The sequence below is a fragment of the Streptomyces sp. NPDC015661 genome, assembly GCF_043077765.1.
In the GTDB taxonomy this organism is placed as follows: domain Bacteria; phylum Actinomycetota; class Actinomycetes; order Streptomycetales; family Streptomycetaceae; genus Streptomyces.
Genome location: NZ_JBIBST010000004.1, coordinates 313,015 through 328,929 on the forward strand (window position 1 = coordinate 313,015; position 15,915 = coordinate 328,929).

A 15,915-nucleotide genomic window follows, 5' to 3' on the forward strand; every position below is an offset into this window, starting at 1 on the left:
TGGACGCCGTCGGTTCACCGGGGCCACGTCCGCGGGTCACGCCGTTCTCACCCGCGCTCGTGAGCATCGGCGCATGACCTTCCTGCCCCGGGCCACGCGCCCGGCCGCCGTCGGCTCCGCCGTCGCCCTCGCCGTCGCCGCCGCACTCCTCGCCCCGACCTCGCCGGCGTACGCCGCGAGCAACGCCGTCCCGACGTACGAGGTGAAGATCAACCTCACCGCGGCGGCCCTCGACGCGAGCTTCGCCCCGAGCACGGCGGTCAAGTCGGCCTTCGGGATCACCGGTTCGGCCAAGGCCCGCTCGTACAGCTACTACGACACCGACGCGCTCGCGCTCGACGCCCAGGGCTGGAGCGTCCGCCTGCGCCACAAGAGCGGCTCGTCGTTCGAGGAGACGTACAAGAAGCGGTTCCCCGTGACGAACGGCGACATCGACGCCGCGCTCACCACGGCCAACGCCGCCGGCTTCGACAGCGGCGACACCAACTACGACGCCGAGGTCGACTGGGGCTACGCCAAGCAGACCCTCAGCTTCTCCAACGAGAAGTCCCACAGCTCCAGCGGCTACTCGGGCACCGCGATGCCGACGAGCACGACCGGCCGCACCTGGCTCGTCAACGACATCCCCGGCAAGCTGGAGAACTGGGGCAGCACCGGCTGGGGCAAGACCACGCTCCAGGCCTCCCGCGCCCACGGACCGGTGACCTCGAAGGTGTACGGGGGAGCCTGGGGCCCCTCCGACGACGCCAGCATCGAGGTGCTGCCGGTCGTCGGCGCGAACGGGACGGGCACGGAGTACGTCATCGAGCTGTCCTTCAAGACCAGCTCGTACGCCGACGCCGCCGACCTGCACGCGGACGCCATCGCCGTCGCCGAGGCCAACGGCTGGCTCTACCACGGCGACATCCTGAAGACGCAGCTCATCCTCGACCGCTACTGAGCGGGGCGCGCGCGGAGGCGTGCGTTCACCCAGGACTCGCCCGGGCGTCGCGAACGCGTCGCCCGGAGTTGAGTGAAGGACTGGACCATGAGGCCGCCCTCACCGGCGACTTTCCATGTCATCCAGGGAGTTCAGATGAATCCGCGCCTCCTGCGCCGGCCCGCCCTCGTCGTCCTGCCGCTGTCCGCCGCGCTCGCGTGCTCGGTGGTCGTGGGGACGGCCGACGCGACGCCGGCGCACCACGGCGGCCCCGCCGCCCGGCTGCTCTCCACCTCGACCCTGCCCGACATCCCGCTGGCCGGGTTCAGCAACGACCTGCTGCCGGGCAGCGTCGCCGACGACCGGGGCGTCGACCTCGGCGGCATCGGCAGCGACCTCTACCCGGCCGGCCGGCGCGGCGAGTACTGGACCGTCACCGACCGGGGCCCCAACGGCCAGATAGCCGTCGGCAAGGACAAGCGGCGCACCTTCCCCGTGCCCGGCTTCGACCCGGCCATCGTGAAGATCCGCACCGTCGGCGGCCGCATCCAGGTCCTGAAGTCCATCCCGCTGACCACCGCCTCCGGCGCCCCCGTGACGGGCCTGCCGAACCAGCCGGGCCGCGACGAGGCCCCGTACTCCTACGACGCCTCCACCCCGCTCACGTACAACCCGAACGGCCTGGACACCGAGGGCCTCGTCCGGGACCGGGACGGCAGCTTCTGGCTGGTCGACGAGTACGGGCCCTCGCTCGTGCACGTCTCCGCGAAGGGCCGGATCCTCGCCCGCCACGTCCCCGAGGGCCTCAACCTGACCGGCACCGACTACCCGGTCGTCGAGTCGCTGCCGTCGATCTTCCTCCAGCGCAAGGTCAACCGGGGCTTCGAGGGCCTCGCGCTGCTGCCCGACGGCGACCTCGTCCTCGGCCTCCAGAGCCCCCTGCTCAACCCCGACAAGGTCTCCGGGGAGAACTCCCGCACCACCAGGCTGCTCCGCTTCTCGCCCCGCGAGAACCGGGTCACCGCCGAGTACGCCTACCGCTTCGACGCTGTCGACGTCGTCGAGCCCGGCCAGACCAAGACCTCCGAGCTGAAGCTCTCCGCGCTCGTCGCCGTCGGCGGCGACCGCCTCCTCGTGCAGGAGCGCACCGACAAGGCCGCCCGCCTCTACGAGGTCCGCCTCCGCGACGGCGCCGACATCCTCGGCTCGACGTGGGACACCGCCACCGGAACCACCCTGGAACAGCTCGACGACGCGGCGGCGGCCCGGGTGCCGGTGCTCGAGAAGCGGCTCGTGATCGACCTGAACACCGTCGAGGGCGTCCCCGGGAAGATCGAGGGCGTCGCCGTCGAGGGCTCCTCGACGCTCGTCCTGCTCAACGACAACGACTTCGGGATGACGGACGGCCCGCAGGCCTTCGACGCGAACGGCCGCCTCGTCGACAGCGGCATCGACACGACGCTCGTACGGGTCAGGCTGGACCGCCCGGTCCGCTGAGCCCTCGACGGGACGGCGGCCGCAGGGGATTCGCCATCGGTACGTAGCGGGCGTCGGCGCCGTCCACGTCGAGCCAGCGCAGCAGGAGATTGGTCTTCGCCGGCACATGGGGCGAGCCCAGCAGCTCGGTGATCTCCACCGGACCGCCGTGCTCCGCCGCGTACCCGGCGAAGACCGCCCGCGCCCGCGGCCACAGCTCACCGGCGAGCTCCGGAAGACGGTCGGTGAGGGCGCCGGCGATCTCGGAGAGGTTGTTCGTCACCAGGCAGTACGCCAGCCGCTCCCAGCCGTGCGCCGCGTCGAGGACCGGCGCGGGCCCCCGCGACGCGTACCGGTCCAGGAGCGCGCGGTGCCGCTCGGCGACGATCCGTATCCCCTCGTGGTCGCGGAAGATCACCTGCGCGGGGAGCCCGGCGGTGTCCACGCCCACGAGGACGTTCTGCAGATGGCACTCCAGGACCAGGCCGTGCGCCCGCCAGGCGTGCAGCACCGGCGGCACCAGCCGGTCGAGATAGCGCTGCCACCAGAGGAGCGCCCGCTCGGGGGTGAGCCCGTCCAGCGGGTTGCCGGGGAAGCCCTCGCCGATGCCTGCCGCGAGCAGCGGGGTCACCCCGGGCAGCAGATGCGGCCGCAGCCCCTCGCGGGCGATCACCGCGAAACCCTCGTAGGCGTGCTGCCCGCCGAGGTCGGCGGTGCGGTAGCCCCGGTCGGCGAGGAAGCTCGCGGTCGGGAGGGGAGCGAAGGCGGGCTCCAGGAGCTCGCCGACCGTCCGGAGCCAGAGGAGGTCGCGCAGCTCCAGACGGCGGTTCCCGTTGGTGATCTGCACGTCGAGGCTGAACTTGCAGAAGGTGTCGATCTCCGGCAGGTACACGGTCCGCACCGAGGAGGTCGCGACGGCGTGCCCCGCGCGCGGCGCACTGGGACCGAGCCGGAGCAGCCGCCCGTCACGGAAGGCGGGCAGATCACCGAGGAGGTCGATCTCCCACGGGTGGATGGGAAGAAGGACGTAACCATCGGGCCCCGCGGTCCCCAGCGCGTCCAGCGGGGACAGATCACCGTCCTCCGCGACGAGATCGGCCCGCACGCCGAGCAGCTCCAACGGGAAGCGGGCGTACGCCTCGGGCGCGTAGGGCAGCCAGCTCTCCGGGGCGCCCGTGCCGCGCGCCTTGGGGGCCGGGTGGTACCGGTGGCCGGCCAGCAGGGCCTGCTCGGACCGCAGATACGGGTCCGCCGGAGGGCGGGCGGACGCGCGCGCGTCCTGGAGCGCCGCGACGACGTCACGGCTGTCGGTCATCTCGCGGACGACGCCCCTGTTGGTGACGCCGGTGCGGCGGCCGAGCTCGTCGGCGGTCAGCGCCACGAGGGCGTCGAAGGTCAGCGGGAGCCAGCCGCCGTCGGTACGGACGCAGGGCTCGGTGGGCCGTCGCCCGGCCCGCACCCGCACCAGCCGGCCGGAAGCGGGGAGACGGTGGACGACGTGGCCGGCGTCCGGGTGCGATCCGGTCTCGGCGACCTCACGGATCAGGCAGTTGAGGAGGGCGGTGGCCGACAGGGCGTCGGCCCGGCCCTTGGCTTCACTCACGACAGCGCCTTCCACCCGTGCCCCGGCGGGTCGTCCACCGGTAGGGACATCCTGCGCAGGGTAGTGAGCCTTCATGCACTCCGCTCCGGATCACGATACGAGCGCTCACGACGAACCGCGCGCCCCCGAGGAGACCGTCGCCGACGACCTCGCGGCCGGTTTCGCCGACGACCTCGGGGCAGCCTCCGCGGCGGCCCCCGAGGCCGGTTTGGCCGACGGCTTTGAGGCAGCCTCCGCCGCGGCCCCCGAGGCTGCTTTCGCCGCCGCCCCCGAGGCTGCTTTCGCCGCCGCCCCCGAGGCCGGTTTCGCCGCGGCCCCCGAGGCTGCTTTCGCCGCCGACACCGAGGCCGGTTTCGCCGCCGACACCGGGGCCGGTTTCGCCGCCGCCCCCGAGGCTGCTTTCGCCGCCGACACCGGGGCTGCTTCCGCCGCCGCCCCCAAGGCCGGTTTCGCCGCCGACACCGAGGCCCGTTTCGCCGACGACCTCGCGGACGTGGCTCCGCGGCTCCTCGCCGCCTACCGCCGGGAACTGCCCCCGGCCCGGTCGGCGGTCCTCGGGCGGCTGTGGCGCGCGCTGCTCCACGAGCCGCTGCCGGGGGTCGTGGTGCGCGACGCGCACACCGGGCGGGTGGAGCTCGCCGACGGCCGGGTCCTGAGCGGGCCGCCCAGGCTCCCGTACGACCTGGTGGTCCCCGGAGACGACACGACCGTACGGCTCGACGGCCGTGCCCACGACCACCCGGCGACCCTCCTCGCCGCCCTCGGCCTGCCGGGCGCCGACCCCCTCCTCGCCGAAATCGGCCACAGCGTCGCCTCTCTGGCGCTGTCCCGGGCGGGCGCGGCGCGGGCGGCGGTCCCGGGGGCGGGGCGCTCGGGGGCGGGGGTTCCAGAGGCGGGGCTTCCCGGGGCCGGGCTCCCGTACATCGAGCAGAGCCTCGTCGACGGGCACCCGTACCACCCCTGCTGCCGCAGCCGGCCCGGTCTCTCCGTCGCCGAACAGCTCGCGTACGCGCCGGAGCACCGCCCCGTCGTCGCCCTCGATCTGGTGGCGGTCCCCGCCGACCGGTGCCTGGTCGCGGGGGAGTGGCCCGACCGGCTGCGGGACGGCGACCGGCTGTTGCTGCCCGTGCACCCCTGGCAGACCGCGCACCTGCTGCCGGGCCTCGGACACACGCCGTACGCCACCGGAGCGATCCCCGCCCGGCCGCTGATGAGCGTACGGACCCTCGCCCCGCTCGACGGCGGACCGCACCTGAAGACGGCGCTGACCACGCGGATGACCAGCGCGATCCGCGACATCTCGGCGAGCGGCGTCGTGAACAGCGCGCCGCTCTCCGCGCTGCTGGCGAGCGTCGTGGCCGACCTCGCCGACACCCTCCGGATCACCCGCAACCTCGCCGGCGCCTCCGCGCTCGTACGCGGGGAGCCCAGCGCCGACCTCGCCGTCCTGCTCCGCGAATCACCGTCCGCCGCCGCGCGCCCGCGCGAGGGGGAGACGGTCCTGCCGGTGGCGGCGCTCGCCGCCCGCCCCTCCGGCGACGGACCGCCCCTGATCCGGTCGCTCCTGGCCGCGGCCGGCGCCCCGGGCGCCGACTGGCTGGCCGCCTTCGCCGACCTCGCGGTCCCGCCGCTCGTCCGCCTCCTGAGCCGGGGCGTCGCGCCCGCCGCGCACGGCCAGAACCTCCTGGTCGTGCTCGACGCGCACGCCCGCCCCCGCCGGCTCGTCTACCGGGACCTCGCCGACGTCCGGCTGAGCCCGGGGCGCCTCGCCCGGCACGGCTTCGACGCCGCTCCCGTCGGCGGGAAGGTGATCGACGACGACCCGGACGTGCTCCGCACGATGCTTTTCGGCCACCTCTTCGGCACGACCTTCGGCACGCTCGTCTCCGCGCTCGGCGACCGCGACCGCACCGCCGAGGCCCGCCTCTGGTCGATCGTCGCGGCCGCCGCCGACCGCGCCTACGACGCCCTGCCCGCCACCCCGGAGAACCGGGCCGACCGCGCGGCCCTCTTCGCCCCGGAACTCAGGGTCAAGGCCCTCACCCTGATGCGCCTGCGGGGCGTGGACCGCGACGCGTGGATCCCGCTCCCGAATCCCCTGGTCCGTACACCTCACCTGATCCGTACGCCTCACAGGAAGTGCACGTCGTAGCGGTCCTGCGCGGATGCCGGGAGAAGGTCGTCGAAGGTCCCCAGGCCGTGCTGGATGCGGCCGAGCGCCCGGAAGTAGCCGAAGCGGTCGACGCCCGGGGTCAGGACCACGAGCACCTCCGCGGGCGAGCCGGGGGCCGCACCGAAGGAGTGCGGCGTCCCGGGCGGCACGGAGACCAGCCCGCCGGCCGCCACGGTCGTCGTCACGCCGTCCAGGGTGAACCGCATGATCCCGTCCAGTACGTAGAACAGCTCGGTCGACAGCGCGTGGAAGTGCGACCGGGCCCCCGCCGCGCCCGCCCCGAGGGAGAGCCGGTTGGCCCCGAGCGCGCCGCCGGTGTCGCGGCCGTCGGCGAGGAGGCGGAACGCGCCGCCGTGGGGGAGGCCGATCCGCTCGGCCTCCTCGGCGTGCACGACCAGCGCCTTCTGGATCTCGGACATCGTTCACGGCCCTTTCTGCCGGGGAGCGGGAAATCCATTCGATCCGGGGAAGCGAGGCCGCACCACAGGCGGTTGAGGACGACAGAAATCACCGTTCGCGATGAATGACGGAGGGGGAGGGGAACGCCGTGGAGCTGCGGCAGCTGCGCTACTTCGTGGCCGTCGCCGAGGAGGGCGGCTTCGGCCGGGCCGCCGAACGTCTCGGCATCGTCCAGTCGGCGGTCAGCCAGCAGATCCGCCGGCTCGAACGCGCCTGGGGCGTCGAACTCTTCGAGCGCACCACCCGGCACGTGCGGCTCTCCGGCGCCGGCGAGCGGCTGCTGCCCGAGGCGCGCGCCGTCCTCGCGGCCGCCGACCGCACCGTCCGCGTGGCCGCCGACATCACGGCGGGCGACGACGGGATCCTGCGCCTGGGCGGCATCCACGGCCCGGGTGACCGGATCAACCACGTCCTGGCCGAACTCGCCGCCGGGGCACCCCGGTTGCAGGTGCGCCTGCACCGGCGGCCGGTCGCCCGCCGCCTGGAGGCCGTACGCACCGGGGAACTGGACGCGGCTCTCGTACGGGCGCTGCCGGACGAGCCGGGGGCCGCGCCCGGCCTCGAACTGCTGCCCCTGTGGACCGATCCGCTGTACGCCGCCCTGCCCGAGGACCATCCGCTCGCCGCCGAACCGGAGCCGCGTCTGGAGCAGTTGGCCGGCCTCCCGCTGCGGCTCGCGCCCCGGGAGGCGAACCCGCCCTTCCACGCCCTGGTCACCGGAGCCTTCCGGGCGGCCGGGCTCCAGCCGGTCCCGGGCCCGCCGTTCAGCGACCTCCAGGGCACGCTGACCGCGATCGGCACGGCCCGGGAGCCCTCGTGGACCCTCTTCTACGAGGTACGTGGACTGCCGGGGGTCCCGAGGGTGGCGGTGCGCCCGCTCGCGGGCCTCACGGTCGCCACCTCGCTGGCCGTGCGACCCGGCCCGCCGGGCCCGGCCCTGCGGCACCTGCTGAGGTCCTTGCACGCGGTCGGGTGACGAGCCCGCGGAAGGGCCTACGGGCGGGCGTCGGGACGCGTGACGACGACGTCCCCGCCCAACCGCACCGCCGAGCCGGACATCCCGGCCCGGATGGTGGCGGGACTGCCGAGGGAATCCCCCATGTCGACGGCGAGGCGGTCGAAGCCGTGGCCGGCGAGGTGGGCGGCGAGACAGGCGGTGCTGTTGGCGTTGGCGATGTCCTCGGGGACGCCGATCGACGGGGCGAACATGCGGGCGGCGGCCCGCCCCGCGGGCGACGGCGTGGAGTACACGTAGCAGCCCAGGAGCCCGAGGCGGTCGCAGGCGTCGCGGAGCCGCTCCATGTCCGGGGCGAGGGCGGCGAGTACGGCCCGGGAGGTGACCGGAACCAGCAGCCGGGGCCGCCCGACGGAGGCGACCCGGACGCCCGGCCCGAGCGCGTCGGGACGGATGCCGAGCGCGGGCAGGACCAGCTCGGACTCGCCCGGGGCCGGCTCGCGCAGCTCCACGGACCCGTAGGCGAAGCCGGCGTCGACGTACGACCCCCTCCGTACGGCCCACGCGGGGAAGGTGCGGCCCGCGACCCGGAGGGACACCCGGCAGGAGTCGGTGCCGGCCCGTGCGGCGAGGTACCCGAGGGCGGCGATGGTGCCGTGCCCGCAGGAGGGCAACTCCCCCTCGGAGGTGAAGAACCGAAGGGAGAAGAGAGGAAGCCCGTCCTGCTCGGGTCCGGGCGAGACGAAGACGACGTGCGAGGTCCCGGCGGCCCCGGGCACCCGCCGCCGCTCGTCCTCACCGAACGGCCCGTCGTCCATGACGGCCGTGGGGCTGCCGCCGCGACCGTCGCGTACGCAGGCGTGGACGACGGTCACGGACACCCCTCCGAAGAACAACACAGGACTGACATACCCACGGTCGGCCGCTCGCATGAACGCCCTGACGGACTCACAGGCTGCGGGCGGTGATGTCGCCGTAGGAGGTGGTGGCGCGGATGCTGAGCCCGGCGCCCGCGCCTTCGGCGTTCCGGAGGGAGTTGTGGATCCGGCCGTAGGCGGTGCCGGCGTCGAGGGAGGCGGAGACGCCACGGGCGGCGCCGACCTTGATCTCGCCGGCCTCGGTGCGCAGCACGACCGTGCCGCGCATGGCCTCGTCGACCCGGAGGTCACCCTTCGTGGTCCTGATCTCGGCGTCGCCGCCGAGGCGTCCGACCGTGATGCCGCCGTCCTGGAGGGTGAGGCGGGCGCTCGCGGTCTCGTCGAGCTTGACGGTGGCCTGTGCGGCTTCGAACGTCACGTCGCCGAGCCGCCCGACCCCGCGGAGCTCGGCGGCGGCCGCCTTCGCGTCGACCCGGGACCCGGCGGGCAGCTGGACGGTGACCTCGACGGCCCCGGACGCACCGAAGTACGGGTTCTTGGCCGGCGGGACGGTGATCCGCAGAACCCCGTCGGAGAAGGACACCCCGGTCTGCTCGGCCGCCTTCACGTCCCGGCTCCTGGAGGCGTCGGCGGGCAGGACCTCGACCGTGGTGTCGGCCCGGTCGGCGGCGATGAACCGGATACGGCCGGAGGGGATGTCGAGGACGGCGGAGACGGGGGAGGTGGTGTCGAACTTCTGCATGGTGCTGCTCCTTGGAGTCGTCGTTTCCGATGAAGGAAAAGCTACGTTGCATTCACGAGTCTGGCAACGCGGAGTCTCCAGGAATCGATAGTAATTGCAGGTAAAGCCCGTGATTTCATTGCAATGGGGGGAAGGTTAAAGCAACGCTCCACCTCTCCGTCGTTGCAATGATTGAAGGTGAACGTCATGGTGAACGGCCTGGTGAACGCCCTCACGGGGCGGCCGAAGGGTGACGAGGAGGCGCCCCGGGAGTGATCGGCCGGACGCGAACTGGGCCAGGCGGGTCTACGAGGTCGTGGCCCTGATGCGGCCCTGCCTAGCCTGTGGAGAGGCGGCCGAGCGAGCGCGGTGGCCGCCCTACGACCTCGCCTGTCGGCGTTCGGCAACTCACGTCCCAGGAGGCCGCTCGTGGCGCTGTGGCTGCTCAATCACCTGAGTACGTTCGTCCTGACCCTGCTCATGGTCGGTTCGATCGTGCTCGTCGCCGTCGCGGGCAGCGCACTCGCCCGCCGCCGGTTCCCCCGCCTGGCCGAGGGCGAGCACAACGAGATGGTCGGCGTCGTGCTGGGCATGTTCGGCGCGATCTACGGGATCATCCTCGCGTTCGTGGTCGTCACCCTGTGGACCCAGCTGGACCACACCCAGACGGTGGTCTCCCAGGAGGCCACCGACGTCTCCCTGGTGGTCCGCGCCACCCGGCACTTCCCGCCCGTGGAGCGGGCGCGCGTCGACCGGGCGGTCGGCGCGTACGTGCACGCCGTGGTCGAGGTGCAGTGGCCGAGGATGCGCGAGGGCCGGCCGAGCTTCGCCGCCACGTCCGCGCAGCTCGGGGAGATGTACGACGCGCTGCAGGCCTACGACCCGGCCACGCCGCGCGACCAGGCCTTCTACGGGGAGGCCGTCACCCGGCTCAACGACGCGGCGGCGATGCGGCGGGAACGGATCAACATCGCCACGAACGAGCTGCCGATCCTGCTCCAGGTCCTGGTCTACGGCGGGGCCGTGGTCATCATCCTGCTGACCTTCCTCTACGGCCTGCGCAGCCTGAAGATGCAGTTCCTCTTCGTGTCCACCGTCGCCGGCCTCATCGGCTTCAGCCTGCTCCTGGTCCTGGTCCTCGACCGCCCCTTCGCGGGCGACCTCACCGTGAGCTCGCAGCCCTTCAAGGAGTCGTCCCTGTCGACGTTCTGGTCGGAGCGGACACCGGGCTCACCGTGACGCCACGGCCGAGGTCGATAGGGTGCGCGGGCACCGAGGCGACCAGAGGAATCGAGCCGTGACGACGATCCAGCACAGCCGGGCGGGCAGACGGCAGGCACAGCGCCGTATCCGCCCCAGGCGTTCCCCCGCCATGCCCCTGATCGTCCTCGCCTGGGCCGGAGCGGCGGCCGTGACGTGGCTGTGGTGGGCGAACACGCCCGCCGTGCTCGCGGAACGCGGCTGCCACATCCTCGACCCGCACACGGGAGAACCGCCCGTGTCGGCGCTCGCGGCGATGACGGTGGTCGGCTCCTCGCTCACCGTCGTCGACGCCCTCGCCACCGCCGCCTACGCCATGGGCGACGCGGGGTGCCCCTGGCTGGAGGAACAACCGGACGCCGAGGGCCTGGCCACCGCTGCCACGGGCGTCACCCGGCAGACCGCGGGATTCGCCCGCTGGACCGCGTGAGTCGGGCGGCGGGGCGGCCGCATCGGCCGCGCCGGGGCAGCACGGAGACCGGGCCGACGACGCGGCCGCCGGGGTGGGCCGTCGGCCGCCGGGGCCGAAACGTCGGCACGTTCTCGGGCGAACCAGCCGTCAGAACCCGCTTCTGACACGGCTCGGGCGGCGCGCGTCGTCAGCGGCCGGCGAGAAGGCCGTTCACCAGGGCCCGTAGCCCGTCCAGGTAGGTGTCCTCGGCGGTCAGCGGCGTCCAGCGGTCCGCGACCTGCGCCAGGCGGGGCAGCTCGCGCGGGTCGAGATCGGCGAAGACCTGCTCGCGGTAGGTCGCCCGGTCGTCGTCCGCGCGCCGCCGGGCCGCCGTCGTCCTGACCACGATCTCGCCGGCGGAGTAGTACCAGATCGCGCGATAGCCGTGAACGGCCCGGTCGGGGGAGAGGCCGCATTCGACGAGGCCGTCGACGATCTGCTCGACGAACCACAGCGCGGTCGTGGACATGAGGTCGTCGGCGGTGAGGACCTCCACGATCCAGGGGCAGGTGGCGAGCGCCTCGTGGACGGCGGCGGCGGCGACCACGACCCGCTCGCGAGGGTCGGCGGGCAGTTCGGGCCGGCGCAGGGTCGTGGCGGCGTAGTCGTCGAGGAGGAGGACGAGCAGTTCTTCCTTGTCGCGGACATGGTGGTAGAGCGCCATGGGTGTACTGCCGACCTCCGTGGCCAGTCGCCGCATGGTCAGCCGGTCCACGCCTCCCTCGTCCACGATCCGGCGGGCCGTCCTGATGATCTCCTCGCGGGAGATGCGGGGAGGTCGGCCCTGGGTCTTGCGCGGTGCTGACGGCTGCGGCATGCCCCCCATCCTCCCCCAGGTGTCGACACGGACGACCCTCCGCGCTTACTTTTCTTACATGTATAGAAACTCTCGCGGGCGGCCCGGAGCGGTGCTGGCGGCAGCCGCCGTCGCCCAGTTCGTGTTCGCCCTGGACATGTCCGTCGTCAACGTCGCCTTACCCGCGATCCGTACGGCGCTGGGATTCGCGCCGCTCGACCTGTCGTGGGTGGTGCACGTGTACGCGCTCACGTTCGGCGGGTTCCTGCTGCTGGGGGGCCGCGCCTGCGACCTGTACGGCCGGCGCCGGATGTTCGTGCTGGGGCTGACCGCCTTCGGCCTGTGCTCACTGGCGGGCGGTCTTGCCCAGGCTCCCTGGCAACTGATCGCCGCCCGCGCCGGTCAGGGCCTGGGCGCCGCCGCAGCCGCGCCGGCCGCGCTGGCGCTGCTCACCACCACTTTCGCCGAAGGCCCTCAGCGGGTCCGCGCGCTCGGGGTGTGGAGCGCGGTGAACGCGGCGGGTGGCGCGCTGGGCGTGGTGGCGGGCGGGCTGCTGACCGAGTACGCGGGCTGGCGCTGGATCATGCTGATCAACCTGCCGATCGTCGCGGCGGCTCTCGCGCTCGTCCCCGCGGCGGTACCTGCCGGGGCACCACCCGCCCGGCGCGAAAGACTGGACGCGCTGGGCGCCGTCCTGGCGACCGGCGGAGTCGGACTGCTGGTGCTCGGCGTCGTCCGCACCGACACCCTCGGCTGGGGAGCCCCCGGCACATGGGCGACTCTCGCCGCCGCGGGCGTACTGCTCGCCGCCTTCGTCCTCGCCGAGTCGAGGGTCGCCGCACCGCTGCTGCGTCTCGGTCTGCTGCGCGGCCGCTGGGTCGCCGGCGCGAACGTGCTCGTCTTCCTCGCGGCGGCCGGGCAGTTCACCGCGTTCTACTTCGTGTCCCTGTACCTGCAGCAGGTCCTGGGCATGGACGCCGCGGCGACCGGCATCGCCTTCCTGCCCTTCTCCCTGGGGCTGGTCGCGGGAACCGTCGTCGCGACCCGCGTCACCGCCGCCCGCACGCCCCGTGCGTCCCTCGTGCCCGGCTCCCTCCTGGCCGCCGCGGGCCTGGCCTGGTTCGCGCTCATCAGCCCCGACGGCAGCTTCCTCGCCGATGTACTCGGCCCCTCCCTCGTCACCAGCGTCGGCGCTGGACTGGTCCTGGCCCCCATCGCCGCCGCCGCGGTCACCGGCGTCGCTCCGCGGGAGGCCGGCATGGCCTCCGGCCTCATGAACAGCTCCCGCCAACTCGGCGGCTCCATCGGCCTGGCCGCCCTGGCCACCCTCGCCGCGCACCGCACCGGCACCGCCACCGACCCCGCCGCGCTCAACGACGGCTACGCCCTGGGCCTGGCCGTCGCCGCCGCCGTTTTCGTGCTCGCGGCTGTCGTGGCGCTCGTCGTGCTGCCGCGCCGCCGGGCCGTCACTCCCCTCCCGCGATCCACCACCCCCGCAGGACACCAGCTGGAAGGAACCCCCTCATGACGACCACCACCGTCGACCTGTTCGCCTCGGCGCTGCGCTTCCACCCCGACGGCGATGTCCGGGCCGTCGAACGGCAGATGACCAGCAGCGGCTCCGGCGCCTGGCAGATCGCCACCTTTCACGTGGAGACCGACGCCGACGTGCACGCCGACCACTGGGAGACGCACCCGGAAGCCGAGGAGGCGGTGTGCTGCCTGACCGGCGGCATCCGCCTCTTCTTCCGTCCCGACGTGCCCGGCGACACGGAGGACATGGTGCGGCTGCGGCCGGGCACCGCCGTGATCGTCCCCCGCGGTCGATGGCACCGCCTGGAACTGGACGCCCCCAGCGACCTGATGTCGATCACTCTTCGCGACGGCACCCGCCTCGAAAAGCGCACGGACCCCCACTGACCGGCGTGGCGGCCCGTCAGACACACTGCCGGGCCGCCGGCACTCCCCATCAGCACCCCGTCGACGAGGGCCTCGGGCCACGGAAGCCCGAGGTGCGCGAATCCGGCCGCCGGACGGTAGTTCGCCGGTCCGGGGCGTTCTCCGGGACGGCCTCCCCTGGCCGGTTCCAGCGGGACAGGCGAAGCCCTCCCGAGTCCTCTCCTCGGCACCCCAAACCCCGCCCGAAACAAACCCTGACCAGCAAAAAGACCCTCCCGAAGGAGGGTCTCGCGCTATGCGCCCCCGGCAGGACTCGAACCTGCGGCCAAGTGCTTAGAAGGCACCTGCTCTATCCACTGAGCTACGGGGGCCGGGTGGTGGCCGTGTGGCCAGGAGCCCCTGGTGGGTGGGGTGTGCCTGCCGGGACAAGGATAGGGCTCCGATCGCCTTGGCCCGGTTGCTTCACCTGCGTGGCACGATGTGGAGGTTCGGTGAAGCGAACCGATAATCGCAGGCAGGTGCGATTCGCGCAGCGCTTTTCACGCCGCTCGGGGCGGGTGTTGTGCACTCGTTATGCCCGACCTTCCGGTCACCACCCTTCTCTTCGGCGCGCAGGGTCGCAATACGCTTCAAAAAAACTCATAAATTGGGCATTCTTCGCATGTGGTGACCTTGGACGAACGGCCTCAGCTGATCGACGCACTCTCCGCCCTGCGCGACCGAGTCGCCGCCGTGCGTCTCCCGCTGCCCCTCCCCGACACGCCCCGCGCCCGCCAGACCCGTGCCGAGTTGCTCGCCCAGCTCGACGACTACCTGGTGCCCCGGCTGAAGGACCCCGACGCCCCGCTCCTCGCCGTCGTCGGCGGATCCACCGGGGCCGGGAAGTCCACCCTCGTCAACTCCCTTGTCGGGCGCCGCGTCAGCGAGTCGGGGGTGCTCAGGCCCACCACCCGGACGCCCGTGCTCGTCTGCCACCCCGAGGACCACCACTGGTTCGCCGGCATGCGGGTCCTCCCGCAGCTGACCCGCGTCTGGCTGCCCCAGGCCGACGAGGACCACCCCGTCGACGAGCCCGCCCCCGAGGAGAACGCGCTGCGCGTCGAGACGGCCTCCTCCCTGCCCCGCGGGCTCGCCCTGCTCGACGCCCCCGACATCGACTCCCTCGTCGTCGAGAACCGGCTCCTCGCCTCCGAGTTGATCTGCGCCGCCGACATCTGGGTGATGGTCACCACCGCCTCGCGGTACGCCGACGCCGTGCCCTGGCACCTGCTCCGTACCGCCAAGGAGTACGACGCCACCCTCGTCACCGTCCTCGACCGCGTCCCCCACCAGGTCATCGGCGAGGTCTCCCGGCAGTACGAGGCGCTGCTCGACAAGGCCGGACTCGGCGACGTACCCCGGTTCACCATCCCCGAACTGCCCGAGTCCGCGGGCGGCGGCAGCGGACTGCTGCCCGACAGTGCCGTCGCCGCCCTGCGTGGCTGGCTCGCCCACCGCGCCCAGGACCCGGCCGCCCGCCAGCAGGCCGCCGACCGGACCGCCTCCGGAGTCATCGACTCCCTCGACGCCCGGCTGCCCGAGCTGGCCGGCGCGGTCGCCGCCCAGTACGCCACCGCCGTCCGCCTCGGCGGCGTCGTCGAAGCCGCGTACGGGGAGCAGGGCAAGCGGGTGCGTAAGGAGCTCGGCCGTGGCGCCGTCCTCGCCGGCGACGCCCGCACCCGCTGGCGCGGCTACCCCCGCGACAGCACCGCCGAGGAGCTCTTGGACGCCCTCGCCGAGTCCCTCGCCGCGCTCCTCCACTGCGCCGTCTCCGCCGCCGAGGAGCGCGTACGGGACACCTGGCGCCGCGAACCCGCCTCCGAGCCCCTCGGCCCGCTCCGTACCGGCGGCGACCGGGAGACGGCCGAACGCATCGGCGTGGAGGTACGCCGCTGGCGCCGCGTCCTCGAAGAGCTGGCCGAGGAAGAGGTACGGAACGTGGAGCGCCCCTCGGGATCCCGCGCCGCCGTCCCCGAACCCGACACCGTCGCCGCGCTCCTCGCCGCCTCCCTCCTCGGCGGCCGCCGCGCCCGCGCCGCCGGCGAACGCCTCGCCGAACTCCTCGGCGCCCAGGCCGCCCTGCGGCTGCGCGACAAGGGCGGCGAACTCGTCCTCTCGTACGTCGACCGTGTCCTGCACGCCGAGCGCGACCGCCGCCTCGCACCCCTCGACGCGCTCGACGTCACCCCCGAGCCGCAGGCGGAGCTGATCGCCGCGCTCTCCGTACTGCAGAAGGAGAAGTGACGTGGTGGACGACGACCGGGGCCGTGGCCGCGAGGACAGCCG

Annotated in this window: 14 protein-coding genes and 1 tRNA gene; 9 read left to right on the plus strand and 6 right to left on the minus strand. The window is 73.5% G+C overall.

The genetic code is table 11. The features are described from left to right. The first annotated feature begins 73 nt into the window (after nucleotides 1–73). Nucleotides 74–940: a hypothetical protein gene (locus ACF07V_RS13320; RefSeq protein ID WP_392153823.1), complete on the plus strand. Its 867-nt coding sequence runs from the start codon at nucleotides 74–76 to the stop codon at nucleotides 938–940. A gap of 135 nt (nucleotides 941–1,075) precedes the next feature. Then, on the plus strand, nucleotides 1,076–2,416 hold the full coding sequence (locus ACF07V_RS13325) for an esterase-like activity of phytase family protein (RefSeq protein WP_392153825.1): 1,341 nt from the start codon (nucleotides 1,076–1,078) through the stop codon (nucleotides 2,414–2,416). On the opposite strand, the gene ACF07V_RS13330 is transcribed toward ACF07V_RS13325, so the two are convergent. Next, complete coding sequence (locus tag ACF07V_RS13330) at nucleotides 2,391–4,073, minus strand: IucA/IucC family protein (protein WP_392153826.1); 1,683 nt, start codon at nucleotides 4,071–4,073, stop codon at nucleotides 2,391–2,393. The two genes, ACF07V_RS13325 and ACF07V_RS13330, sit on opposite strands and share 26 nt — an antisense overlap. On the opposite strand from ACF07V_RS13330, the gene ACF07V_RS13335 reads away from it, so the two are divergent. Further along, nucleotides 4,072–6,150 carry an IucA/IucC family protein gene (locus tag ACF07V_RS13335; protein ID WP_392153827.1) on the plus strand — a complete coding sequence of 693 codons (2,079 nt, stop codon included), beginning with the start codon at nucleotides 4,072–4,074 and terminating at the stop codon, nucleotides 6,148–6,150. The genes ACF07V_RS13330 and ACF07V_RS13335 overlap by 2 nt on opposite strands. On the opposite strand, the gene ACF07V_RS13340 is transcribed toward ACF07V_RS13335, so the two are convergent. Beyond that, nucleotides 6,129–6,590 (minus strand): cupin domain-containing protein, encoded by a 462-nt coding sequence (locus tag ACF07V_RS13340; protein WP_392153828.1) that lies wholly within the window; start codon nucleotides 6,588–6,590, stop codon nucleotides 6,129–6,131. The two genes, ACF07V_RS13335 and ACF07V_RS13340, sit on opposite strands and share 22 nt — an antisense overlap. Nucleotides 6,591–6,694: 104 nt before the next feature. Between ACF07V_RS13340 and ACF07V_RS13345 the strand changes: the two genes are divergently transcribed. Beyond that, nucleotides 6,695–7,606 (plus strand): LysR family transcriptional regulator, encoded by a 912-nt coding sequence (locus tag ACF07V_RS13345; RefSeq protein WP_392153830.1) that lies wholly within the window; start codon nucleotides 6,695–6,697, stop codon nucleotides 7,604–7,606. 17 nt (nucleotides 7,607–7,623) lie between these two features. On the opposite strand, the gene ACF07V_RS13350 is transcribed toward ACF07V_RS13345, so the two are convergent. Together ACF07V_RS13350 and ACF07V_RS13355 are read right to left on the minus strand one after the other, a co-directional pair. Beyond that, nucleotides 7,624–8,460: a PhzF family phenazine biosynthesis protein gene (locus ACF07V_RS13350; RefSeq protein ID WP_392153832.1), complete on the minus strand. Its 837-nt coding sequence runs from the start codon at nucleotides 8,458–8,460 to the stop codon at nucleotides 7,624–7,626. Nucleotides 8,461–8,533: 73 nt separating this feature from the next. Further along, nucleotides 8,534–9,205 (minus strand): DUF4097 family beta strand repeat-containing protein, encoded by a 672-nt coding sequence (locus tag ACF07V_RS13355; RefSeq protein WP_392153834.1) that lies wholly within the window; start codon nucleotides 9,203–9,205, stop codon nucleotides 8,534–8,536. Nucleotides 9,206–9,613: 408 nt separating this feature from the next. Here ACF07V_RS13355 and ACF07V_RS13360 point away from each other — a divergent pair, with 408 nt between their 5' ends. Together ACF07V_RS13360 and ACF07V_RS13365 are read left to right on the plus strand one after the other, a co-directional pair. Next, the gene (locus ACF07V_RS13360) at nucleotides 9,614–10,423 is read left to right on the plus strand and encodes a hypothetical protein (RefSeq protein WP_392153835.1); all 810 of its coding nucleotides are present in this window, start codon (nucleotides 9,614–9,616) and stop codon (nucleotides 10,421–10,423) included. 58 nt (nucleotides 10,424–10,481) lie between these two features. Then, on the plus strand, nucleotides 10,482–10,874 hold the full coding sequence (locus ACF07V_RS13365) for an FAD:protein FMN transferase (protein ID WP_392153836.1): 393 nt from the start codon (nucleotides 10,482–10,484) through the stop codon (nucleotides 10,872–10,874). A 169-nt stretch (nucleotides 10,875–11,043) separates the two neighbouring features. Here the strand turns inward: ACF07V_RS13365 and ACF07V_RS13370 are convergent, their stop codons facing one another. Continuing rightward, the gene (locus tag ACF07V_RS13370) at nucleotides 11,044–11,712 is read right to left on the minus strand and encodes a TetR/AcrR family transcriptional regulator (RefSeq protein WP_392153837.1); all 669 of its coding nucleotides are present in this window, start codon (nucleotides 11,710–11,712) and stop codon (nucleotides 11,044–11,046) included. A 58-nt stretch (nucleotides 11,713–11,770) separates the two neighbouring features. On the opposite strand from ACF07V_RS13370, the gene ACF07V_RS13375 reads away from it, so the two are divergent. Together ACF07V_RS13375 and ACF07V_RS13380 are read left to right on the plus strand one after the other, a co-directional pair. Next, nucleotides 11,771–13,219, plus strand: a complete 1,449-nt coding sequence (locus ACF07V_RS13375) for an MFS transporter (protein ID WP_392153838.1) — start codon at nucleotides 11,771–11,773, stop codon at nucleotides 13,217–13,219. Next, nucleotides 13,216–13,611, plus strand: a complete 396-nt coding sequence (locus tag ACF07V_RS13380; RefSeq protein WP_392153839.1) for a cupin — start codon at nucleotides 13,216–13,218, stop codon at nucleotides 13,609–13,611. Before ACF07V_RS13375 ends, ACF07V_RS13380 begins: the two co-directional genes overlap by 4 nt. A 277-nt stretch (nucleotides 13,612–13,888) precedes the next feature. Here the strand turns inward: ACF07V_RS13380 and ACF07V_RS13385 are convergent. Continuing rightward, nucleotides 13,889–13,961, minus strand: a tRNA-Arg gene (locus ACF07V_RS13385). 301 nt (nucleotides 13,962–14,262) lie between these two features. On the opposite strand from ACF07V_RS13385, the gene ACF07V_RS13390 reads away from it, so the two are divergent. Continuing rightward, nucleotides 14,263–15,873 carry a dynamin family protein gene (locus ACF07V_RS13390; protein ID WP_392153841.1) on the plus strand — a complete coding sequence of 537 codons (1,611 nt, stop codon included), beginning with the start codon at nucleotides 14,263–14,265 and terminating at the stop codon, nucleotides 15,871–15,873. Nucleotides 15,874–15,915: the final 42 nt, after the last annotated feature.